This is a genomic window from Candidimonas humi (genome assembly GCF_019166065.1).
Lineage (GTDB): Bacteria > Pseudomonadota > Gammaproteobacteria > Burkholderiales > Burkholderiaceae_B > Candidimonas > Candidimonas humi.
This window is the reverse complement of sequence record NZ_JAHTBN010000003.1, coordinates 163,506-187,701: the sequence shown is the minus strand read 5'-3', so window position 1 is coordinate 187,701 and position 24,196 is coordinate 163,506. Positions and strand designations below refer to the sequence as shown.

General features: G+C 64.2%; 17 protein-coding genes. 10 read left to right on the top strand and 7 right to left on the bottom strand.

Translation table 11 applies throughout. The features are described 5' to 3' along the window. Positions 1-93: 93 nt before the first annotated feature. Together KVP10_RS07770 and KVP10_RS07765 are read right to left on the bottom strand one after the other, a co-directional pair. The gene (locus tag KVP10_RS07770) at positions 94-1,467 is read right to left on the bottom strand and encodes an MmgE/PrpD family protein (protein ID WP_217963998.1); all 1,374 of its coding nucleotides are present in this window, start codon (positions 1,465-1,467) and stop codon (positions 94-96) included. Continuing rightward, positions 1,464-2,912 carry an FAD-dependent oxidoreductase gene (locus KVP10_RS07765; protein WP_217963997.1) on the bottom strand — a complete coding sequence of 483 codons (1,449 nt, stop codon included), beginning with the start codon at positions 2,910-2,912 and terminating at the stop codon, positions 1,464-1,466. Before KVP10_RS07765 ends, KVP10_RS07770 begins: the two co-directional genes overlap by 4 nt. Positions 2,913-3,039: 127 nt before the next feature. On the opposite strand from KVP10_RS07765, the gene KVP10_RS07760 reads away from it, so the two are divergent. Further along, the gene (locus KVP10_RS07760; protein ID WP_217963996.1) at positions 3,040-3,993 is read left to right on the top strand and encodes a LysR family transcriptional regulator; all 954 of its coding nucleotides are present in this window, start codon (positions 3,040-3,042) and stop codon (positions 3,991-3,993) included. On the opposite strand, the gene KVP10_RS07755 is transcribed toward KVP10_RS07760, so the two are convergent. Both KVP10_RS07755 and KVP10_RS07750 read right to left on the bottom strand, forming a co-directional pair. Continuing rightward, positions 3,941-4,750 carry an aspartate/glutamate racemase family protein gene (locus KVP10_RS07755; protein ID WP_217963995.1) on the bottom strand — a complete coding sequence of 270 codons (810 nt, stop codon included), beginning with the start codon at positions 4,748-4,750 and terminating at the stop codon, positions 3,941-3,943. The genes KVP10_RS07760 and KVP10_RS07755 overlap by 53 nt on opposite strands. 48 nt (positions 4,751-4,798) lie before the next feature. Further along, positions 4,799-5,791 (bottom strand): tripartite tricarboxylate transporter substrate binding protein, encoded by a 993-nt coding sequence (locus tag KVP10_RS07750; RefSeq protein ID WP_217963994.1) that lies wholly within the window; start codon positions 5,789-5,791, stop codon positions 4,799-4,801. Between the two features lie 309 nt (positions 5,792-6,100). Here KVP10_RS07750 and KVP10_RS07745 point away from each other — a divergent pair, with 309 nt between their 5' ends. The 8 genes from KVP10_RS07745 (at position 6,101) to KVP10_RS21505 (ending at position 15,645) form a co-directional block, all read left to right on the top strand. After that, complete coding sequence (locus tag KVP10_RS07745) at positions 6,101-7,279, top strand: ABC transporter substrate-binding protein (RefSeq protein ID WP_217963993.1); 1,179 nt, start codon at positions 6,101-6,103, stop codon at positions 7,277-7,279. A gap of 4 nt (positions 7,280-7,283) precedes the next feature. Next, positions 7,284-8,153 carry a branched-chain amino acid ABC transporter permease gene (locus KVP10_RS07740; RefSeq protein WP_217963992.1) on the top strand — a complete coding sequence of 290 codons (870 nt, stop codon included), beginning with the start codon at positions 7,284-7,286 and terminating at the stop codon, positions 8,151-8,153. Next, positions 8,146-9,129, top strand: a complete 984-nt coding sequence (locus tag KVP10_RS07735; RefSeq protein WP_217963991.1) for a branched-chain amino acid ABC transporter permease — start codon at positions 8,146-8,148, stop codon at positions 9,127-9,129. The genes KVP10_RS07740 and KVP10_RS07735 overlap by 8 nt, the downstream gene beginning before the upstream one ends. A gap of 2 nt (positions 9,130-9,131) precedes the next feature. Then, positions 9,132-9,890: an ABC transporter ATP-binding protein gene (locus KVP10_RS07730; protein WP_217963990.1), complete on the top strand. Its 759-nt coding sequence runs from the start codon at positions 9,132-9,134 to the stop codon at positions 9,888-9,890. Further along, on the top strand, positions 9,877-10,593 hold the full coding sequence (locus KVP10_RS07725) for an ABC transporter ATP-binding protein (RefSeq protein ID WP_217963989.1): 717 nt from the start codon (positions 9,877-9,879) through the stop codon (positions 10,591-10,593). The genes KVP10_RS07730 and KVP10_RS07725 overlap by 14 nt, the downstream gene beginning before the upstream one ends. 100 nt (positions 10,594-10,693) lie before the next feature. Then, positions 10,694-11,677, top strand: coding sequence for a Bug family tripartite tricarboxylate transporter substrate binding protein (locus KVP10_RS07720; protein WP_217963988.1), 984 nt, complete (start codon positions 10,694-10,696; stop codon positions 11,675-11,677). A 62-nt stretch (positions 11,678-11,739) separates the two neighbouring features. Further along, entirely contained in the window at positions 11,740-12,234 is a 495-nt protein-coding gene (locus KVP10_RS07715; protein WP_217963987.1) for a hypothetical protein, read from the top strand. Positions 12,235-12,489: 255 nt separating this feature from the next. Beyond that, on the top strand, positions 12,490-15,645 hold the full coding sequence (locus tag KVP10_RS21505; protein ID WP_217963986.1) for an autotransporter family protein: 3,156 nt from the start codon (positions 12,490-12,492) through the stop codon (positions 15,643-15,645). Between the two features lie 68 nt (positions 15,646-15,713). On the opposite strand, the gene KVP10_RS07705 is transcribed toward KVP10_RS21505, so the two are convergent. Then, entirely contained in the window at positions 15,714-16,658 is a 945-nt protein-coding gene (locus KVP10_RS07705) for a glycosyltransferase family 2 protein (RefSeq protein WP_217963985.1), read from the bottom strand. Between the two features lie 483 nt (positions 16,659-17,141). Beyond that, a complete protein-coding gene (locus tag KVP10_RS21405) occupies positions 17,142-17,270 on the bottom strand; it encodes a hypothetical protein (protein ID WP_268248096.1) in 129 nt (42 codons plus the stop codon). Between the two features lie 200 nt (positions 17,271-17,470). Here KVP10_RS21405 and uvrA point away from each other — a divergent pair, with 200 nt between their 5' ends. Then, on the top strand, positions 17,471-23,254 hold the full coding sequence (gene uvrA, locus KVP10_RS07700) for an excinuclease ABC subunit UvrA (protein ID WP_217963984.1): 5,784 nt from the start codon (positions 17,471-17,473) through the stop codon (positions 23,252-23,254). 18 nt (positions 23,255-23,272) lie between these two features. Here the strand turns inward: uvrA and KVP10_RS07695 are convergent, their stop codons facing one another. Continuing rightward, positions 23,273-24,160, bottom strand: a complete 888-nt coding sequence (locus KVP10_RS07695) for a tRNA threonylcarbamoyladenosine dehydratase (RefSeq protein ID WP_376810929.1) — start codon at positions 24,158-24,160, stop codon at positions 23,273-23,275. Positions 24,161-24,196 lie beyond the last annotated feature (36 nt).

Sequence of the window (24,196 nt, the reverse complement as noted above, 5' to 3'; positions counted from 1 at the left end):
AGTCATCTATAAAGACAGACGGGGAATGCGGGGCGCCCTCCATGACGGCGCCCCGCATTCATCTGTACCACCCGCTTATTCCATGGCGAATTGCTAGGCCATTGGCACTCTGGCCAGTGCCAGCGCCTGCCGCAATTGCCCTGCCATGACGGCGGACCAGGCCTCGGGCGCCGCGACACCGCAGCCACCGAAATTGAAACAGTCATCGAACTTGCGCTGCAGCGCCTGCACGCCCACATCCAGGTCCGCAGCCTGGAATTCGATTCGATGCGTCGTACCGTCGCTGCAACGCAGGGCCAGCACGGCGGGAGGGTGGCCGGGAGAGTCGGGCAAGTCTTCCCGCAGCTCGATTCTTGCCGCCAGCTCCAAAATACGTGGGTCCGTGATCGCCGTCTCGTTCAGCTCGCCCAAGGTCGGCGCTCCCCGCACCAAGGCATAAGCCGTCATGAAAGGGATGCTGTACTTGGCATCTTGCAATGTCTGCGGCCGCCTGCGCTGCGGCAAGGGGCTGCACAAACGCGCCGCCGATGCATTGACTGAAACCAGCACATGCGCAATGCCGTCGACTGCAAACCCCCTGTTGCGCGCCTCGATCGCCGCGGCGACATAGGGATGAGAAAGGCGACAGCATGGCCAGGGCTTCACCTGTACCTCGAGGCTGTGCCAGCGCGAGAAATCCGTCAAAGCCGATACCTGCCGGGCTGTCAGGCCCGAGCCCAGATAAATACGGAACAGGCCGGCGGCGCCGTCCAAGGCCCCCGCGGGGCCGCTCATCCCGGCGCGCGCCAGCAGCGCCGCCTGCACCCCCGCCTGGGCGGCAAAGGCCGGATAGATGGAACGAGCCGTGGAACCCGTGCCGAAGCCGCTCTGCTTGCCGCCAGCCGCCTGCATATATGCCAGCCCTATCGCCGACACCAGCCCATCGCAGTCCAGGCCCAGGGCTATGCCTGCCGCCACACTGGCGGCCACATAGCCGAACAGTTGAGTCAGAAACCATTCTGAACCGGGGCCATCTCCCTTGGGAGCGCAAACTGTACCAAGCCGGCACATGAGTTCGGAGGAGAGCGCGACCGCTGCCGCCAACGATTCATCCGAGGCGCCGGCCAGTTCCGCAGCCGCCAGCGCCGCGGGCACGACCACGGTACCGGGATGCAGCCGGCCCACATCGTGAATATCGTCATAATCCAGAATGTGGATCAAGGCCGAATTGGCGAAAGCCGCAGCCAGCGGCGCGGCCTGGCCCGCGCCGATCAGAGAGCAGGGCCCCGGCCCGGCCAGCCGCGCCTGCGCTTCCTCGACCTGCCGTGCGTAAATCGTGGCGCGCGCGGCAACCGCGATTCCGAGCGCATCGGCAAGATGCAGGCGAGTCTTGGCAAGCACGTTCTCGGGCAGGCCGGCAGCAAGCTGCCGCAGCAACGCGTCGACCAATATGCCGCTCAGCGGCGCCGCGGCCTCCTCTTTGCTCATGCCCGGGAGTCCGCCGCATGCCCGGCAGCCAGCCTGCCGAATACGAGCCCCTTGAGCACCGATGTGGCCCCCGTATAGTTGGTGTAATACATGCCCACGGTCTCGCCCGCCGCATACAGGTTCGGTATCGGCCGGCCGTCGGTATCGAGGACTTGGCCGGACAAGTCGATCTTCAGGCCGCCGAATGTGAACACATTCGACGAAATAATGGGATATGCCATATATGGCCCCTGGCTCAAGGGCCTCGCCCAATTCGACTTGGGTGGCTCCAGGTCGTGTGTTGCCAGGCCGTCTTCCTTGAGGGGGTCATAGCCCGATCCATCGGGACAACTGCGGTTGTAATCCTGCACAGTACGCGCCAACGCCCCCGCGGGCAGGCCCAGTGCGCTTGCCAGCCCCTCGAGCGTATCGGCTTCGATCGCCGGCTGGTCGGTGCGTATCGCCAGGCGATAGTTGGGCACTTCCTTGACGCGCTGGTCGAGAATGACATATGCGATGCCCTCCTCCTGTTGGTAAATCCGGCGCGTAACCCGCTCATAGTAGGCGTCTACAGTGCCGGGCGCCTCGTCGGTGAAGCGGCGCCCCTGCTTGTTGACCAGAATGCCATAGGGGAAAATGAATATCGAAGGCTCCGACACGCCGGAGCGAGGATCCACCGGCTCGGCATGGTAGCTGCCGAATTCCCCGCAAGGCGCCGCGCCGGCTTCCAGCGCCATTTCGATTCCTTCCCCGCGGTTGAAATAGCCGCCCTTGCATACCGGGCGCAGATAAACCGAACGCGGGCCGATATACTTGGCCAGCAGAGCCGGATTGCCCTCGAAGCCGCCGCAAGCAAGCACCACTTTGCCCTCGAAGCGCACCCCGCCTTGTTCGGCTTGGTGTGCATGCAAACCCTGAACCCGCCCCTCTTCGTCCAGCAACAGCCGGCGCGCCGTGGTGTGATAGAAGAACTCGACCCCAAGGGCCTCGGCGCGAGCCGCCAGCGCCTCTACCAGCGCCGCGCCGCCGCCCACGGGCAGCAGCCTGGGCTGCGTCTTGGTCAGGAACTGCGTGGGCAGGAAGTCGAAGCGCACGCCAAGCTCTTGCAGCCATGCGATAGTACCCGGCACATGCTCGGCGAACTGCGCAATGATCTCGGGGTCGGGAGACCCCAACATCCGCGTTACGTGGGACCAGGACGACCTCCCTCCTGCCATTTCCGCCGTCAGATCGGGATCGATATACGGGCCGGCGTTCTCGGCCAGATGAGTTTCGAAATCGTCCGATACTTCGGTCAGGGACTTCATGCGCAGGTATGCCTCGGTGTAGCGGCTCTGGCCGCCACGCTCTTCGCGCGAGGCGCGTTCCAGCACTGCCACCTTCAGGCCGCGCTCGGCCCCCGACACCGCCGCCGACAAGCCGGCGACGCCACAACCCGCCACAACCAGATCGAAATCTCTTTCCATGTCTCTGCCTTGTAGAATATACCCGTCTATCGTCTAGCGACGGTACGTCCGACTAGTGTAGAGAGCCATACCCGATCCGGTTAGGCATTAGCGTCTAATAATCTATTAGAAAAAAGTGAAAGGAGCCATGGACAGACTTTGGGGCATGGAAATCTTCGTCCGGGTGATGGAATGCGGCAGTTTTTCGCGCGCTGCCGAATCGCTGGACCTGGCCAATGCGACAGTCACATCGAGCCTGCGCAACCTCGAGGCCCATCTGGGCGTCACGCTGATACAGCGCAATACCCGCCATCTGCATCTCACTGAAGAGGGGCGCCTGTTCCTGCCCCGCTGCCGGGAAATCCTGCAGGCAGTCTCGCAGGCGGAAAGCGAAGTCAAGGCCAATGCCAACGAGGTCGCAGGCACGCTGCGCGTCGAGGCGCCCTTCGCGATCGGGCAAAGCCTGCTCTGTCCGGCATTGGTAGAGCTCACCCACCGCTATCCGGATCTCTCTGTCTCTGTCACGCTTACGAACCAGCCGCACAAGCTGATAGAACGCGCCACCGACGTGGCCATACGCATGGACCGCATCGAAGATGCCGACTTGGTGGCACGCCCCATCTACGAAGCCAAACATATTATTTGCGGCACGCCGGATTTCGTGCGGACACTGGGGCTGTCACATCCGCGCGATCTCGACCCCCACCACTGCCTCGGCCTCTTCGAGGAAGGCAACCATACTCCCCTGCACTGGCTGCTGCAGCAGGGCAAAGACCAAATATTCATCCGCCCCAAAGGCACGCTGAGCTTCAACAACACCCAGGCATTGATCCAGTCTGCCTTGATGGGGGCGGGTCTTATCTATGTACTGGACATCTTCGTTTCCGACCTGATCGCCCAGGGCAAACTGGTCGAGCTGTTTCCCGAGTGGGAAACCCGTATCCGGAGCTTCCACGCGGTTACCGTCAAATCGCACTACACGTCGCCGAAGATACGCGCCTTCATCGATTATCTGTTGGAAATCTTCGACGCGCGTTCGCGCCCCAGCATCAAGTCGCAGATTGCAATAGGTTCAAGCCGTAAAACGAAAAAATCTCGTTGACCCGGTCCTGGTCCGGCAGCTTGTGGTAATAACCTTTGCGGCAGGGCTTGGTGCCGCACAAAGCACGCAGGTCATATATGGCTTCGGCCTGCTTGATCCAGGCGGCCAGGGAATCCAGCACCGGCACGCCGTCGATCTCGGACACGCCGTTCTGGGCGAGCAGCACGTTCATCGGAGCCTCGCCGGGGATGATGACTTCGGCGCCCGCCGCAATCAGTTTGCGGGCCGCGTCATGAAAGCGTTTTATGAACTCGGAAGGATCCTCGAAGCCCTTGAGCACATCATTGAAAGAGAATCCCACCGGCATGGCGCCGGCGAAACGCGACTCCAATCCGTGACCCCGGGCATTCTCGGCAATCAACTCATTCATGTCATCGATGAAGACCAGCACCCCGAACTTGCGGCCCAGCATGCAGGCCGTGAGCATGGCCGACTCTCCGTAGGCGACTACGGGAATATCCACCAGCCCCCTGATTTCGCGCAAGGCCGGCTCGGGCAAGGTACTGATGGCATATACGTCGTAATGCTCCTGCTGCGCCTGGACCGCTGCCTTCATGAACTGCAGGCCATGAATGTATTGCAGAGCGGCGTGGCGAATGTCCGAGCCAGGATAATTAGAGCGATACGTGCCGGGATGCATGCCGTGCAGCACGATTTCCGTACCCGGTCGCGCCACACGCGCGAAATGGGACTTGAGCGCGTCATGGTATGCGCCGAGATGATCCAATACGGTAAAGCTCTGATGCCAGATTTTCATGAATACACCAAGAATCGGGTTGGGGAAGCTATTGCGGCCGGTCCGGCCTCATTCGATCTGGACGTGGGCACGATGGACGACCTGCGCCCACTTGCCCACCTCCGATTTGAAAAAGCTGCTGAAAGCCTCCGGCGACGACCCTACCGGCTCGGCTCCTACGTGCATCAAGACTTTGCTGACGGCGGGGTCATGCACCGCCTGGTCGGCAGCCTTGCTTAATTTCGAGATCACCGCCGGCGGCGTGCCCTTGGGCACGAACAGCCCGAACCATGACGTAGCGTCATAGCCCTGCACCCCGGCTTCCTGCATGGTGGGGATCTCAGGCGCGACTTTGGAACGTTGCGCCGAACTCACGGCCAGGGCGCGCAGCCGGCCCCCTTTTACCAAGGGCAGGGTCGTGATGATATTGTCGAAGGTCAACATCACCCGGCCGCCGAGCACGTCGGCCATGGCCGGAGCGGCACCGCGATACGGTACATGCTGCAACTGGATGCCCGCCAGATCCGTGAACAGCTCGGTAAACAAATGGGCGCCGGAGCCGTTGCCCGCGCTGGCGAATTGCATGGGCTTGTGATTTGCGCTGTCCTTCTTCGCGGCCGCAATCAGCTGGGCCACCGAATGTATTGGGGAAGCGGGGTTGACCACCAATAGAAACGGCGCGGAAGCCAGTTCCGACACTGCCGCCAGATCATGCAGCGAATCGTAGCCCGGGTGCTTGTACAGGCTGCGATTGATAGCCAAGGAAATCGTGCCGAACAGCATCGTATAGCCATCGGGATCCGACTTGGCGACGAAATTCGCGCCGATATTGCTGGCGGCCCCAGGCTTGTTTTCGACAATGATGCTCTGGCCCAGGCCAGCCGCCATCTTGTCGGCAATTGCACGCGCCGCCACATCGGACGCCCCGCCCGCGGGGAAACCGACTATCAAGCGTATGGGCTTGTCGGGATAGGGCGCCGGCTTGGCCCAGGCCACCGGCGCTAAAGCCACCAAGGCGGCCGCCAGCCAAGCCCGGGCGCTGCACATAGTTGTCATTGACATGGTTCTTTCCTGTCCTCCGTGCTGAACGATCTTGTCGCGGCGATGTTGAACGGCAGTCTACGCGCACGCAAAAAAACAAAATACGAAAAAAAGCCGAAGAGATTATTCACTTATCCCGAAAGGCGTGAGCCACCTTGCCCCATTTTTTGCAGCTTTTTCTGCGCCCCTAAGCTCTTTCAGAAAATTCGAAAAGCGCTTTCGGCGCCAACGGCTTTCCCTGGCATGGCGGTCAACGCAAAAATTATGGCGAACGTCCGCCATATCAAGCACAAAGGCTCGGGCGACAAGCCATCGGACAGGAGGAAGAGCATGCGCAGAATCGGAACTTGGCTGAAGGCAGCGGGCGTCGCCGCCGGCGTCCTGGCATGGGGGTGCTGCACCGCCCAGACCACCACCGGCATCACCAAGAACAGCATCAAGATAGGTTTGATAGGCCCCATGACCGGGCCTGCAGCCCTGTTCGGCAAGGCAGTCTTCGGCGCAGAAGCCATTTACCGGCGCATCAACGACCAGGGCGGCATCAACGGGCGCAAGATCGAATTGGTACGGGAAGATACCGGCTGCGATCCTGCGCGCGGCATGGCCGCCGTGAAGAAGCTGATCTATCAGGACCAAGTGTTCGCCATAGACGGCGGCCTGTGCAGCAATGTCGTGGTGGCCGTAAAGCCCGAAATCGAAAAGGCCCGCATTCCTTTCATGGGCCTGGGTGCCGCCACCCCCAAGCTGGCCGAGCCTTTCGTGCCTACCATCTACCAGCCCGTGGCCACGACCGATATTGTCGGCCGTGCGCTGGTCGACTTTGCCATGTCCAAGCCGGGCACCAAGAAGATCGCGTTTGTCAGCCACAGCGACGACTGGGGGAAATCCAACCTGGAGCCGGCGCTCGACCAGCTCAAGCGCAAGTATGGTCTTCAACCCATAGCCAATCTGACGATGGAGCGAGGTTCCACCGACGCCACGCCACAGATACTGCGCTTGCGGAAATCCGGAGCCGAGTTCGTCATCGTAATGATGTATCCCGCGGAAGTGGCGATATTCATGCGCGATGCCTACAAGTATGGGCTCAAGCTGCCTACGCTGGCTCCCCAATCCATTTCTCTGGACGACACGCGCGACCGCGCGGGCGGGCCGGCTACCGTACGCAACTTCTTCGTCTTCTATCCCTATGCTCATCCGGTGGACTCCCCGCAAATGCGGAAATGGGCCGATCTGATCAAGAAATACTACCCATCCGAACGGATCGAGAGCTTCAGCTTCCTGGGCATGAGCGGCGCACTGGCCATGGTCAAAGCCATGCAAGACGCGGGCCCGGACCTGAGCCGCGAGAAACTGGTGCATGCACTGGACAAAATCCAGGGCTTTGATACAGGCATCGCATCCGCGCCGCTGACATTCACTGCGCAAGACCACGCCGGAATCAAGGGCGGCGCCATGGCTACCTACAAGGACGGCAAGGTCGTAGTCGTCAAGGACTGGCAGGGCAAGTAGGCATATGCTGCTGCAACTGATACTCAGCGGCATATCCCAGGGCAGCATCTACGCCCTGGTCGCCCTGGGCATGACCGTCGTATTCCGCGCCAACGGCGTAGTGAATTTCGCACATGGCGAGTTCTTCATGTTCGGGGCGTTCGCGGCCTATGTGTTGATTCACGACCTGGGGCTGCCTTTCATGCTGGCCGCCCCGCTCGCGCTGGCGATCCTGTTCCTGGCCGGACGCATGGTAGAACGCGTGCTCATCCGGCCCATCGCGCTCTCGCCCCACATAATCATTGCGATGATGACCGTGGCGCTGTCGTATCTCTGCAAAGGCATCGCGCGCGTGTTCTGGGGTCGCGAGGTCTACCCTATGCCGCCGGTATTCTCCTTCCCTCCCCTGGAGCTGGGAGACCTGATCATCACCACGCAGGACCTTGCCATTACCGGCATGACCCTGGTCCTGGTGTCGATCTTCTTTTTCTTCTTTCATCGCACCAACTACGGACGCATCGCCCGCGCAGCCTCCGCCAGCCCGCGCGGCGCCGCGCTGGTAGGCATAGATGTCGATACCTTCACCGGCAATATGTGGGGCGTTGCCGCAGCGCTCGGGGCGGTGGCGGGCGTATTGGTCGCCCCGGTCACCCTGCTCTATCCGGACATGGGAGGGCAGATACTCATCAAGGCGTTTGCCGCCCTCACCCTGGGCGGATTCGGGAATTTGTGGGGGGCTGTGGTCGGCGGCCTGGCCATGGGAGTGCTGGAGCAACTGGCAGGTGGCTACGTATCGACCGCGCTGATCGATATATTCGCCTACCTGGTCATCATCGTCGTACTGGTCTTGCGCCCACGCGGCCTGTTTGGCGGCAAGGAAAACATCCGTGTCTGACGCCAACGCTACACCCACACGCGGCAGGCACGGGAAGACCGGCGCCGTGGCCGCAATCGCCGCCTGCGCGCTGCTAGTGCTGCCCTTCCTCGTCAACGGCTACATACAGTATGTCGTGAATCTGATTCTCGTCTATGGCCTGGTGGCCGTGGGCTTCAATATCGTGCTCGGCTACCTGGGCCAACTGGCTTTCGCCAACGCGGCGTTTTTCGGCATAGGCGCCTATGCGCTCGGCATCCTGATGGAGCGCTACGCCGTCCCATTCTGGGCGGCCCTGCTGCCCGCCGGACTGGCCGGCGCTCTGGCAGGAACCCTGGTGGGGCTGCCCGCTTTGCGCCTGAAGGGCTATTACCTGGCCATCGTCACCCTGGCATTCGGAGAGCTGCTGCGCTGGGGATACGTGCACGCCGACTGGCTGACGCATGGCTCCAGCGGCCTCGGGCTGCCCGCGTCGGCTCTTGCCGGCCCGATGCTGAACAGCGGCAGGCATCTCTATTTCGTCATTCTCGTCGTTGTTGCGCTCATAGTGTGCGCCACGCTCAATCTGTTGCGTTCGCGCATAGGGCGAGCCTGGGTTGCGATCCGCGAAAATGAGCGCGCAGCCGCATCCCTGGGCTTCTCTCCGGCGCGCTACAAGATCGGGGCCTTTGCATGGAGCGGTTTCGTGGCCGGCGTAGCGGGCGCTCTATTCGCCGCGCTCCTGGGCCGCATCGGCCCCGACAGCTTCGATCTTCATCAACTGCTGCTGCAATTTTCCATAGTCATGATAGGAGGACTGGGCAGTATTGCCGGGTCGCTGCTCGGGGCAGCGCTACTTACCGCTGCCCCCGAAGTGCTACGCAATATCCCTGGCGCAGAGGAAATCATCTTCAGCCTCTTGCTGATCTGCGTGCTGCTATTCGCGCCGAACGGCATCGCCGGCCTGATCCATCGCCTGGCGCCATCCTTGTGCGAACGCCTGTACAGAGAGGATTGAACATGGCGCTGCTCAGCCTGAAAAACGTCCGCGTCGCATTTTCCGGGCTCACGGCGTTGGACTCGATCTCGCTGGATGCGGAAGCCGGGCAGGTCCTGGCAGTCATCGGCCCCAACGGGGCCGGCAAGTCCACCTTGTTCAACGCGATCGCCGGCTATGTCCCGTTGGCAGGGGGCAGTATCCAGTTCGACGGCCGCGACATACAAGGCCTGCCCATTCACGCCATATCGGCGCTGGGCATGCGCCGCAGCTTCCAGAACGGCGGGGTATTCGGTGCCATGACTACGCTGGAAAACGTGTTGACGGGCCTGAGCCAGCGTATCGCCAGCAAGCCCATGGGACTGCTGTTCGGCCTCGCCGGCGCGCGCAGGGCGGAAGCCGAAGCCCGCGAGCACGCCGTCGAGCTATTGCACATGATGGGCCTGGCGGCGATCGCCCACCGTCCCGCCCGAGAGCTGTCCGCCGGCCAGCAGCGCCTGGTGGAGATTACCCGCGCCCTGGCCGCGCGAGCGCGCCTGTTGCTGCTGGATGAGCCCGCGGTGGGTCTCACCTCCGCCGAACGCGAACACCTGATGGCGATCCTGCGCCGGCTCTGTAGCGAAGGCATCGCGATCGTGCTCGTGGAACACGCGGTAGACATGGTGATGGCGGTCTCGGACCGCATTGCAGTGCTCAACTACGGCAAGTTGATCGCGACCGGATCGCCCCAGGAAGTCCGAACCCACCCCGCCGTCCTGGAGGCATATCTTGGGCAGTCATGAACCCTTGCTGTCATTGCGGCACATTGCGGCGCTGCGCTCCGGTGCCGCGGTCATCCACGATGTATCCATGGATGTCCATGAAGGCGAGGTAGTGGCGCTCCTGGGAGCCAACGGGGCCGGCAAGACCACGCTGCTCGACCTGATCAGCGGCTTCATCGCGCCCTCCTCGGGCTCGCTATATATGCGGGGCGAATCGTTGGCCGGCCTGGCGCCTTACCAGACGTTCCGCCGCGGGGTAGTCCAGGTTTCCCAGTCCCGCGACCTGTTCCCCGAACTGTCCGTGCGCGACAACCTGGAACTGGGCGCGACGACCCGCAAGGACGACTGGTCGGCTGATTGGCGGCAGGTACTCGACTACTTTCCTCGCCTGGAAGAAAGGCTGTCCCAGCCAGCGGGCACGCTATCGGGGGGCGAACAGCAGATGGTGGCGATTGGCCGCGCGCTGATGGGCCGACCTCGCATCCTGCTGCTGGACGAGCCTTCGGCCGGCCTGGCGCCACGCTTCGTAGATGAAATCCGCCACATCATGCTCGCCCTGAAGGAACGCGGCGCGACCATGCTTATCGTCGAACAGAACATCGGGCTGGCGCTGGCCGCCGCCGACCGGTACCACATCATGCGCGGCGGCAGACTGGTGCATTCCGGAGACAAGGCGTTGCTCGGCCCCGACCATGCTGCGCTGGTGAGCAGCTACTACCTCTAGTACGCCAGGGCGGCAAAGCCCTGCAACCGGCATACCGAAAGAGACCCGGGGCTCGGTAAGCCGTCTTACACACGACACCATCCCCAAAAAGGAGACACTCATGAAGAAAATACACCGGATTTCCAGCCTGCTGTCGGCCGCCGCGCTGGGGCTGGCCTGCAGCCTGCCCGCCCACGCGGCTACGGCCTATCCCGACAAGCCCATACACCTCATCGTACCGTTCGCGGCGGGGGGCAGCACCGACATATTGGCCCGCATGGCTGGCCAAGCCATCTCTACATCGCTGGGCCAGCCCGTCGTGGTGGAGAATCGTGCCGGCGCCAGCGGCAATATCGGCATGGAGGCCGTGGCCCGCGCCGCGCCGGATGGCTATACCCTATTGTTCACGACGACCAATCTGACGCTGAATCCCGAAGTACTGGAGAAGGTGCCCTATGATCCAGTAAGCAGTTTTTCCGGCGTATCGATGCTGGCCTTCGCCCCCATGATACTGATCACCAAGCCGGGGTTCGCCGGCGGATCGCTGCAGTCGCTGGTCAAGTATGGACTGTCTCACCCCGGCCAATTGAATTTTTCCAGCAGCGGCGCAGGAGGCGCCCCCCATCTTGCGGGAGAAATGCTGAAGCTGCGCACCGGCATGAAAATGACCCATGTGCCATACAAGGGGGCAGCGCCTGCCATTGCCGATATCGTCGCGGGCCAGGTGCAAATGACTTTCACCACCTACGTATCGGCCAGCGCCATGTTGCATGCGCACCGCGTCGCGGCGCTGGCCGTCGCGAGTTCGCAGCGTCTGCCGGTGCTGCCCGACGTTCCCACTGTGGAACAAGCCGGCATCAAAGACTTCGAGATCGGCACGATGTTCGGCTTGCTGGCGCCCAAAGGCACGCCGGCTCCCGTCATCCAGCGCTTGTACGAGGCGCTCAAGCACAGCTCGGCCGATCCGGCTTTCCGTGGGAAGATCGTCAATCTCGGCGCCAGCGTGATCGTGGACACACCTCAGGAATACGATGCCTATCTGCGCAAGGATGTCGCGAAATGGAAGCAATTGATCGCACAGATCGGCGACATTTCCAAAAACTGAGCGTCGGCGACTTGGCCTAAAATGGATGCGTACTCGTTTTCTGCTGCTGTCAGCATCCATTCATGGCCCACGCCCCCGACGACACCTCGCCCCGCTACACCGCCGAAGAACTCGAACTGCTCGGGCGCACCGCCGATGCGCTCAGCGCCTACATGGGCAAGCCGGTGCTGGCCGAGGTCATGGATCCCGAAGAAACCGGCTCCGAATGGGTGCTGTTCGCCGTGCCCCTGGGCACGGACGACAAGGACGACGACATCACCGTGGTGCAGGTGGGCGGCGCGGGTGCGCGGCTGCTGGGCAACAAGGGCGGCCTGGATATCGGCGCGGGCGATGTCTACGATTGCGAATATCTCTGGGCGATCCAATTGTCCACGCAGGAAGGCCTGCGGTTCATCAAGGTCGACCGCAACGGCGATGACGTCGCCTGGACGGACGACCTGAACGAAATCCTGCCCTTCGACCTGATCGACGAGGCGCTGTCCGACAGCGACGACGACGAGGACGAGGATGATGAGGACGACGATGACGTCGATCCGCATGCGCCCCACAAGGGCTAGCCCGCCGGCACCCTGAAGCTGCAAGCGCCTGGGCTTGTGCGTAAAAGTGTAAAAAAACCTGCACGAGACATCGCAGCAGCTATTGTCAAGTTTCCTTAATTCCGGGAAAAATCACCCTATACCCCGCTACCGCGCCCTAGAATAGGGATTGAATCAAAAAATTTAATCCATAACTAAATGTTTTACTGGGTGGGGCTAATGGCTGATAAACATTCCCGCGATAGCAAGGTTTTGGCGTCATGGGGCTCTGTCGCAGTGCGTGCGGCAGGGATTGCTTTCATACCGGTGCTGCTTCCCGCGGCATGGACGGGGTCGGTCGATACCGCCTGGGCGGCGTGCACCGCACAGCCCGATGGCAGCTATCTTTGCTCCGGGACATCTAGCGGGGAAACATTATCGAGTTCGACAGGCCCCCTCACCATCGTCGCAAGCCCCACGCTCAATATCGACAGCAGCGACGTCGGCTTCCAGATCTCGGGTTCGGGAAGCAGCAATATCGTCTTCTCGCAAGACAACGGAAGCACCATCACGGGCGCGACGGACGGCATCCACGCCGACCAGTACAGCACAGGGACGACCCACATCACCGTGGGCGGCAACGTAGCGGGCAATGGCGACAACGGCATTTTTTCCTATAACGACTCCGGCACGGGCAATGTCGTCGTCGAGCAAACCGCCGGAACGATCACGGGCCTGACGCATGGCATTCGCGTCGACAATTACGGAACCGAGGCCGCCACGATCAGCACCGCGGGAACCGTGATCCAGGCCGGAACCGTCTCGGCCTACTGGGATACTTACGGGGTTTATGCCTATAACGCGGCCTCGGCCACGGACATCACACTGACCCAGACGGGCGGGGCAATTTCGGGCCAATATTACGGCCTCTACGGCAACAATCAAGGCACCGGCTCCACAACCATCAGCAGCGCCGGCGACGTGGTCGCTACAGAGCAGACTGGCGTTGCAGCATTCAACGGCGGCAGCGCGAAAGACATACGCATAAGCCAGACGGCCGGAACCATCACGGGCAAGGAATACGGCATCTACGGGGACAACGGCGGCACCGGGTCCACCCATGTCACGGCCGCCGGAACCGTCACCTCTCCGGGTTATGGCGTTTTTGCGTTCAACGACAATAGCGGCACATCGGACCTTTCCGTGACACAGGCCGCGGGAACCATTGCCGGCGGAATCGACGGCATCGACGCATGGAATGAGGGATCCGGGGCAACCGCGGTCGCGGTCAAGGGCGAAGTAAGCGGCGGCACGGGGGCCGGCATCCAGACCCTGAGTGTCAACGGAGCCACCATCGATATCGCCGCCACGGCCAAGGTAAGCACGACCTCGGGCCTCGCGATACGCAATATCGGAACCGGAAATGTCGTCGTGACGAGCGCGGGCACGATCATCGGCGACAGCAGCCTCGGCCCCGGCAACGACACGTTCAACTTGGCAGGCGGGTCTTACACCGGAAAGATTTTTGGCGACGATCGCGACAACCCCTTGAGCAGCGGCGGCAATGACGTCTTCAACTGGACCCGCGGCACACTGAACGGCGGCTTCTATGGCCAGGACGGGTCCGACACTGCCACGATAAGCGCCGCGGCCTACGACGGCAGCCAGGTTCTCGACGGCGGGGACGATACATCCAGCATCGACGGCATGGTCGACACGCTCAATCTGCAAGGCATCCATGCGAGCGCGAAAGGCAGCAATATCGTCAATTGGGAAATCGTCAGGCTCGACGGCAGCACGCTGGCCATCAACGACGGCGCCTGGAAGGTCGGAGAACCCAACGGAGACAATACCGGCGTATTCCTCAGCAATGGCTCTACCCTGGACGGCATGGCCGCGCTGGCTTTCGACGGCCGGCTCAATATCGACGCCACCTCGTCCTTCGTAACCCGGGGCGGCGGCGCCGGCATCTACTCAATCAGCGGCGACGTGAACAACGCCGGCACCGTCAACATGCAAGACGGCGCCGCCGGCGACGTCATGACGGTCGCGGGCAATTACACCGGCGCGGGTGGCAGCTTGCTGATAGATACGGTTCTGGGCGACGACAGCTCCAGGACGGACAAGCTGCTCATCAGCGGCGATACGGCCGGCACCACGCGCCTGGCCGTCAATAACATCAACGGGACGGGCGCGCCGACTGTCGAAGGCATACGGGTCATAGGGGTCGGCGGCAAGTCCGACGGCAGCTTCTCGCTCGCCGGCGACTATACGGTCCATGGCAAGCCGGCCATCGTCGCAGGCGCCTATGCCTACCAGCTTTATCAAGGCGGCGTATCGACGCCGGCGGATGGCGACTGGTATTTGCGTTCGCAACTGAATCCGCAACAGGCCAGCCAGGCGCCCGCCGCGCCGGCAAAGCCGCTGTATCAAGCCGGGGTTCCCTCGTACGAAGCCTACCCGCAGGCGCTGCTTGCCTTGAACAGCCTGCCCACCTTGCAAGAGCGCGTCGGCAATCGCTACTGGACGGGCGCGGGGAATCAGCCGGACCGGAATGCAAGCTCGGCCGGCAAGCAGCAAGCGGGAGCGGATCCATCCGGGGCCGCGATCGAAGGCAATGGCGTATGGGGCCGCATGGAAGGCGCCTACAAGCACATCAAGCCTGGCGACTCGACTTCGGACACCAGCTACGATCAAAACATTTTCAGGCTTCAAGTCGGCGTGGATCGCCAACTGAACGAATCCAGCAATGGCAAATTGATAGGCGGGCTGACGGCCCACTATGTCCATGGGCAAACCGATAGCAAGTCTGCACATGGCGACGGCGAGATCGACACCGATGGCTACGGCGTCGGCGGCACCCTGACCTGGTACGGCAAGAACGGGTTTTATCTCGACGGCCAGGCGCGCTTTACGTGGTACGACAGCGATCTGAACTCCAAACTCGCCCGAAAAAGCCTGGTCAAGGATAACGATGGCTTCGGCTATGCCTCGTCCATCGAAGGCGGCAAACGCATCGCCCTGGATTCCAACTGGTCCCTTACTCCCCAGGCCCAACTGGTTTATTCCAATGTCGACTTCGATGCCTTTACCGATGCATTCGGCGCCCGTGTCAGCAGGGCCAATGGAGAAAGCCTGCAGGGCCGCCTGGGCGTAGCGCTCGACCACGAAAGCTCGCAAGTCATGATCGGCGGCACGCCCATGCGTACCCATGTGTATGGGGTGGCAAACCTCCACTACGAATTCCTGGACGGCACAAAAGTCGACGTTTCCGGCCAGAGCTTCGCCAGCCGCAACGACCGCCTGTGGGCCAGCCTGGGCGTAGGCGGCTCCTACAACTGGAACAAAGACAAGTATTCGCTCTACGGCGAGGGCCTGGTCAACACCAGCCTGAACCAATTCGGAAACAGCTATTCCGTCATAGGACGGGTGGGCTTGCGCATGAGGTGGTAGAAGGCGGCGTCGACAAGACGCCAGCCATTGAAGACCAGGCCGCAAGCCGCCGGCTCAGGCCTCGCGGCTCAGTTGCCGCCAAGTTCGCCGCGGTGCCGGTCGCGCTGATAGAGCAGCGCCCCCAGAGGCCACATGACCGCCACCAGCACGTGCGCCCACACACCCCGCAGCGCCCAGCCGCGCGGGCGGCGCTGGCCGGCATGCCGCAAATGCAAGTCGAAACGCGTATAGCGCGCAGCCGCCTTGAAGAATTCCACCGGCCTGTAGCGGAACCAGGGCAGGCAGTCGACCACGGTGTCGCGCGCCAGCAGCAACAGGCCGAGTGCATGCCGGGCGCCGTCGCGGCCCTGCGCAGACAGCGAGTCGGCGCTGTCGTGATAGGTGCGGAATACCTTGTTGACGTAGCGGCTCAGGTAGCCGGCCCGGGCGATGCGGCGCCAGACCAGGCTTTCGGGCACAAAGCCGGGAATGTCCTCGGGAAAAGGGAAACGGCGCAACACATCGGTGCGCATGCAGCCGAACTTCTCGCCGCCCACGTGATACCGGAAATTCATGTCCAGGACCGTCGCGTCGAAGACGTCGCTGGGATACCGGTCGCCGACAATGCTGCCGTCGGGACGGGCGCACAGGCCCGTGACGGCCACGTAGCTGTCGCGTTCGCTTTCGGGAATGTCGGCCCAGACCTGCGCCATCGATTTCAACGCCCCCGCATCCAGTTGGTCGTCGCTGTCGATCTGGACCACGAGCTCGCCGGCGGCCTCGCGCACGCCATGATTGAAGGCGGTCTTCTTGTGGCCATTGGGCTGCCACACATAGCGTATGGGAAATGGGGATCGCCCCTGCCAGGACTCTACCAGTTCGCGGGTGGAGTCCGTGGAGCCGTCATCGACGATCAGCCACTCGAAATCGCGCAGGGCTTGCGCGCACAGCGAGTCGTAGACCCGCCCGAGCACGTCGGCGCGGTTGTAGGTCGGAGTCAAGACGGTGAAGAGATAGCGCCGGATGCCGGACATGCATCTTCCCCTGTTCCTGGACCAGGGCGCAAGCCCGCGAACCGCAGGGCCCTTCGCGAGGGCCGGGCCGCCCGGCTCATCGCCGCAAGGATCCGTCAGTGAAGATGATAGAAGGAAAACGGCAAGCGGCGCATGACAATTTGTCGCCCAAGGAAACCGTCGGTGCCGCGCCGCGGCCCGGCGGCACGCCTGCGTGGCGCAGGCGCCGGGACTAGCCTATAATACTTTTGCTGTATATATGAACAGTGCCGGAAGCCGGCGCTGTTCATGGCCCGGGCGCGCAATCCGCGGCCGGCGCGGCGCCTGCAGCGCACGGCGAAATGCGGTACCCAACACGCCCGCCTCGACGCCTGGGCGCTGCACATGGCCTTGCGGGCAGCCGGGGCGGCCGCCGCAAGCAACTCAAAGCCAACTGTAATTACTACGCCTGAACCAATCGCTTACCACAACCGGCAGACATGACAGCGTGAAACGCGGCCAGAATCACACCCGCTTTACTTTTTCCAGCATCTTGAAGACGCCCTTGGGTGCACGCACGAAGAGGCGCTTGAACGCCTTGCCCAGGCAGCGGCGCTCGAGGGTGTTGCGGCGGTTGCGTTTGATTTCTGCCATGATGATCTCCGGTTTCGGCTGGGGCGGCCCGGGGCTCGCCGGCGGCCCATGATAATCGCTATCATGCGAACCACCCGGCCCATCCGAATCCGCCAAATTAAGTCAACCTGCGATTCTAACCTGAAACTGCCCAGCCCTGCACGCCCCCTATCCCGCCGGGCCGCCATGCCGCCCATCGCCTCCGGGGCTACCATATCGCCATGAGCTCACAGATCCGCATTACCGGCGCACGCCAGAACAACCTCAAGAACCTGGACGTATCCATCAATACCGGCGAACTGCTGGTCCTGACCGGGGTATCCGGATCGGGCAAGAGTTCGCTGGCCTTCGACACCTTGTACGCCGAAGGCCAGCGGCGCTATGTCGAAACCTTCTCGCCCTACGCCCGCCAGTTCCTCGACCGCATGGACAAGCCGCAGGTCGAGCGCATCGAAGGCATACTGCCGGCCATCGCCATCGACCAGGTCAACCCGGTGCGCAATTCGCGCAGCACCGTGGGCACCATGACCGAGCTCAACGACCACCTGAAGCTGCTGTATGCACGCATGAGCCGCCTGTATTGCCGCGGCTGCGGCGCGGAAGTGCGGCGCGACAGCGCCGATTCCATCCAGCGCCAGTTGGCGCTGCGCACCGATCTGCACCAGGCGCGCATGAGCATCACCTTCCCTGTGGTGATACCGGCCAACTTCACCGAAGACGAGGTGCGCGGCTTCCTGGACCAGCAGGGCTATACGCGCATCCACCACGAAGAAAGCATCACCCGGCCCGCGGGCGGCGCGCCGCGCAAAAAAGGCGGCAAGGCGCAGAAGCCCAAGAGCCGTGCCGCGGCGGCAGGCGCGGCCGGAACCGAGACGCTGCGGGTGCTGCATGTGACGCAAGACCGATTCCGCTACGCCGGCGCCGAGCCGGCCCGCATCATGGAAGCGCTGGACGCCGCGCTGCGCCAGGGCGACGGGCACCTGGCCGTGCACGCGACCGACGACGAAGGCCGGGAACTCGCGGTGCTGCGCTTCAGCAAGCACCTGCATTGCGCCCACTGCGACATCGAATACTCGCTGACGCTGCCCAGCACCTTCTCGTTCAATTCGCCGCTCGGCGCCTGCGAGTCCTGCCGCGGCTTCGGGCGCGTGATGGGCATCGACTACGGCCTGGTGGTGCCCGATGAAAAGAAAACCCTGCGCGAAGGCGCCATCAAGCCCTGGCAGACCACCAGCTACAAAGAATGCCAGACCGAGATGGAACGCTACGCGCCGGCGGCCGGGGTGCGCCTGGGCGTGCCCTGGAAAGACCTCAGCGAACAGGAAAAACACTGGGTCATCCACGGCACGCCCGACTGGAAAGGCGGCCCGCAGGCCTGGAAGACCCAATGGTACGGCGCCCAGCGCTTCTTCGACTGGCTGGAATCGCGCGCCTACAAGATGCACGTGCGGGTGCTGCTGTCCAAGTACCGCAGCTACACGCCCTGCCCCGCCTGCGGCGGCTCGCGGCTCAAGCCCGACGCTACGCTGTGGCGCCTGGGCGAAGAGGTCGAGCCCGTGGACAACCACTATCCGCGCTTCATGCCGGTGCACGCGCAATGGTCGCGGGCGCAGCTCGACGCGCTGCCGGGCCTCGGGCTGCATGACCTGATGCGCCTGCCCATCGAGCAGGTGCAGCGGTATTTTTCCCGCATCCGCTTCGAGTCGTCGGCGCTGGACGCCGCGCTCGAACTGCTGCTGGGCGAAGTCCGCACGCGCCTGAAATTCCTGTGCGACGTGGGCCTGGGCTATCTGTCGCTGGACCGCCAGAGCCGCACCCTGTCGGGCGGCGAGGTGCAGCGCATCAACTTGACCACGGCCCTGGGCACCTCGCTGGTCAATACCTTGTTCGTGCTGGACGAACCCTCCATAGGCCTGCATCCGCGCGACATGCACCGCGTGGTTGAAGTCATGCACCGCCTGCGCGCCAACGGCAACACGCTGGTTGTGGTGGAACACGACCCGCAGGTGATGATCGCGGCCGACCGCATCATGGACATCGGGCCCGGCCCGGGCGAGCGCGGCGGCCGCATCGTGTTCGACGGCACGCCCGAACAATTGCGCGGCGCCGACACGCTCACCGGCAATTATCTCGGCGGCCGCCTGCGCGTCGAAGCGCCGCGCCCGCTCGCCGTCGCTGATGGCACGCCGCGCCTGGTGCTGGACGGCGTATGCGCCCACAACCTCAAGCAGGTGACGCTGTCGATCCCGCTGGGCCGCCTGGTCTGCGTGACCGGCGTATCGGGCTCGGGCAAGTCCACGCTGATCCAGGACGTGCTGTATCCCGCCATACTCAAGCACATGGGCCGGCCCACCGAGCCCCCTGGCGAATACCGGCACCTGCTGGGCGTGGAACAAATCGCCGATGTGGTGATGGTCGACCAGACGCCCATAGGCAAGACCGCGCGCTCCAACCCCGCCAGCTACGTCGGCGCCTTCGACGCCATACGCAAGATTTTCTCCAACGCGCCGCTGGCGCGCGAGCGCGGCTACACGCCGGGCACCTTCAGCTTCAACAGCGGCGACGGCCGCTGCCCGACCTGCGGCGGCACCGGCTTCGAGCACGTCGAAATGCAGTTCCTGTCCGACGTGTACCTGCGCTGCCCGGACTGCGACGGCAAGCGCTTCCGCCCCGAGATCCTGGAAGTGCGCGCCGAGCACCTGGGGCGCAGCGCCTCCATCGACGAGGTGCTGGAAATGACGGTGCACGAGGCGCTGGAATTCTTCAGCGGCCTGCGCGACGTGCAGGCGGGCCTGGCGCCGCTGGCCGACGTGGGGCTGGAATACGTACGCCTCGGGCAGCCGGTGCCGACACTATCCGGCGGCGAAGCGCAGCGCCTGAAGCTGGCCGGCCACCTGGCCGCCGCGGCGCGCAGCGGCATTTCTTCGGCCAAGCTCGCCAAGAAGGGCAGCCTGTTCCTGTTCGACGAACCCACCACGGGCCTGCACTTCGACGACGTAGCGCGGCTGATGCGCGCCTTTCGCAAGCTGCTGGCAGCCGGCCACACGCTGCTGATCATCGAGCACAACCTGGACGTAGTGCGCGCCGCAGACTGGATCGTGGACCTGGGCCCCGAAGGCGGCGACGCCGGCGGCCTGGTGGTCGCCCAGGGCACGCCCTCGGACATCATGTCCAACGAAGCCTCGCATACCGGCAAGGCGCTGCGCGACTACACCAGCGCCATCGTCTACGAAGAGGCTTCGCAGCGGGCTCGCACGCTGGCCGAACCGCAGGCCGAATACGCCGGGCGCGGCACGCCGCTGCAAAGCGTGGTGGGGCGCCAGCGCCGCCACAGCATAGACATCGTCAATGCGCGCGAACACAACCTCAAGGGCGTGAACGTATCCATCCCGCGCGACACCTTCACGGTGGTCACGGGCGTGTCGGGTTCGGGCAAGTCGACCCTGGCCTTCGACATCCTGTTCAACGAGGGGCAGCGGCGCTACCTGGAATCGCTCAATGCCTACGCCCGTGCGATCGTGCAGCCAGCGGGCAAACCGGACGTCGACGCCATCTACGGCATTCCGCCCACCGTCGCCATCGAGCAGCGCACCAGCCGCGGCGGGCGCAAGTCCACCGTCGCCACCATGACGGAAATCCATCATTTCCTGCGCCTGCTGTACGTGAAACTGGGCACGCAGATGTGCCCGACCTGCCACGTGCCGGTAGAACCGCAAAAACCCGAGCAGATCGTGGCGCAACTGCTGCGCGAGCACAAGGGCGAGCACATCGGCATCCTGGCGCCGCTGGTCACGGCGCGCAAGGGCTATTACACCGACCTGGCCAAATGGGCGGCGGCCAGGGGGCACTCGCACTTGCGGGTGGACGGCGAGTTCATCCCCGTGGCGCCCTGGCCGCGGCTGGACCGCTACAAAGAACACACGATAGAACTGCCGGTCGCCGACCTGGTACTCGACGCGGCCGATGAAGCCTCGCTGCGCAAGGCGGTGCACGAGGCGCTGGAACACGGCCACGGCAGCCTGGTGGCGCTGGTCGGCCTGACCCGCGGCGCGGCCCCGCTGGAACAGCGCCGCGCCACGGCCCCCGACGGCGAGGCGCGCGCGCTGCACTTTTCGGTCAAGCGCGCATGCCCGAGCTGCGGCACCAGCTATCCCGAACCCGATCCGCGCATGTTCTCGTACAACTCCAAGCACGGCTGGTGCCCGGCCTGCTTCGGCACGGGCCTGCAGCTCAAGGGCTTCGACGCCGAGCAGACCGGCGAGGAAACCGCCTGGAACGACTGGTACGAGGGCGAGGCCGAGCCTTGCAAGGTATGCGACGGCGAGCGCCTCAATGCGCTGGCGCGCGCCTTCCGCTGGCGCGACCGCTCGATCGCCGAACTGGCGGCCCTGCCGGTGGCGGACGCGCAGACATTCTTCACCGGCCTCGTCAGCCGCGGCCGCGAAGCCGAAATCGCGCGCGACATACTCGCCGAGATCCGCGGCCGCCTGGACTTCATGCAAGAGGTCGGGCTGGGCTACCTGGCGCTGGATCGCGCCGCGCCCACGCTCTCCGGCGGCGAGGCGCAGCGCATCCGCCTGGCCGCGCAACTGGGCTCGAACCTGCAGGGCGTGTGCTATGTGCTGGACGAGCCGACGATAGGGCTGCACGCGCGCGACAACCGCATCCTGCTCGACGCCCTGGGCAAGCTGGAAGGCCACGGCAATACGCTGGTGGTGGTAGAGCACGACGACGACACGATACGGCGCGCCTCGCACATCATCGACATCGGCCCCGGCGCCGGGGTGCGCGGCGGACGCGTGGTGGCGCAAGGCAGCGCGCGCGACCTGATCGACAGCCCGGAATCGGTCACGGGCCGCTACCTGGCCCACCCTTTGCACCACCCGCTGCAGGCGCGGCGCGCAGTGAACCGCGATACGCCCATGGTCGAGGTGCGCGGCGCGCATCTGCATAATCTGCACAATGTGCGGGCGGCCATACCGGTGGGCCGGCTCAGCGTCATCACCGGCGTGTCGGGCTCGGGCAAATCGACGCTGGCGCGCGAGGTGCTGCTGGACAACCTGGCCCGCGCAGTGTCGCAGGGCAAGGCGCCGGCGGCCTGGCATGGCTGCACCGGCATCGAAGGCTGGGAACGCATAGACCGGGTGCTGGAGGTCGACCAGACGCCCATAGGCAAGACGCCGCGCTCCTGCCCCGCCACGTATGTGGGCTTCTGGGACGACGTGCGCCGGATGTTCGCCGATGCGCGCGAGTCGCGCATACGCGGCTGGGGGCCGGCGCGCTTCTCCTTCAACACGGGCGATGGGCGCTGCCCGATCTGCGAAGGCCAGGGGATGCGCACGGTCGAAATGAGCTTCCTGCCCGACGTGAAGGTGCCGTGCGACGCCTGCGGCGGCGAGCGCTTCAACCGCGACACGCTGGGCGTGACGCTGCGCGACAAGAGTGCCGGCGAGGTGCTGAAGATGGAAGTCGACGAGGCGATCGGCTATTTCGCCGCGCACCCGAAGATCGCACGGCCGCTGCAATTGATGCAGGACGTGGGGCTGGGCTACCTGACGCTGGGCCAGCCCTCGCCGACACTGTCGGGCGGCGAGGCGCAGCGCATCAAGCTGGTGACGGAACTGGTCAAGGCGCGCCTGACGGACGGCCTTATCAAGACCGGGCGCGCCTCGCGCATCCCGCACACCTTGTACGTGCTGGACGAGCCCACGGTGGGCTTGTCGATGGCCGACGTCGAAAAGCTCATCCATGTGCTGCACCGGCTGGTGGACGCCGGCAATACGGTGGTGGTGATCGAGCACAATCTGGACGTGATCGCGGAAGCCGACTGGGTGCTCGACCTGGGCCCCGAAGGCGGCCGCGGCGGCGGCCGGGTGGTGGCCGCGGGCACTCCGGAAGACCTGATCGCACGCCGCGACGTGTCGCACACTGGGGCGGCGCTGGAACCTTTCATGAAGGCGGCCGGCGGCATGGAAGCAGAAGCCGCGTCCGCCGCGGCATCGTAGCAAGGCCAGCCCCGGTGCTCAGCCGGGGTAGCGGCCCTCGACCAGGCGATGGATGGCCTGGCCGGCCGCTGCCATGCCCATGGCGGCGGTAACGGTCACCAGCGAACCATAGCCGGCGCACGACAGGCCCTGCGGGCCGGCGGTAGCGCCAAGCGCGGCATCGCCATCGGCTGCGGCCTCGATGGCCGCGTCCGCGGTCCATGCGGCGGGCAGCAGCGCCGGCTGATCGAACCACAAGGCGCGTACGCCCATCTTGGGCACGCGCTTGCGCGGCTTGCCGGCATGATCGGATGCCTTGGGATAGCCGTGGCGGCGCCGCAAGGTATTGCGCAGCTTGGCCAGCAGCGCATCGTTGGCGGCCTGGGCGAGGTCGCCGGCGCGCAGGCTGAGCGCGTCGATCTTGCCGCCGGCCCCGCCGCACACCAGGACGGGTGCATCGCGCCGCGCCATCTCCAGGATCATCGCGGTCTTGGCGGAAATCTGGTCGGTGCAGTCGATCAGGAACGCCAGGTCGGGCGGCAGCACCGCGCCGACGTTTTCGGGAGTGACGAAATCGTCGACCATGGTGACGCGGCAGGCGGGGTTGATGCCGTGCACCCGCTGCGCCATGGCCTGCACCTTGGCCGCGCCCAGGGTCTCGGTCAGCGCATGCAACTGGCGATTGATATTGGATTCGGCGACATGATCCAGGTCGATCAAGGTCAGCGCGCCGACACCGGAACGGGCCAGGGCCTCGGCGCACCAGGAGCCCACGCCGCCGATGCCGGCCACGGCCACGTGCGCCGCGGCCAGTCGCGGCAAGGCCTCGGGGCCGTACAGGCGTTCGACGCCGCCGAAGCGGCGCCGGGTATCGATAGCGTCGATCTCGGATATGGAAGGCATGATGGCGAAAGTGTACACGCGCATGCGGGCCGCAGCGCCGGGCCGGCTTATGCGGCTTGT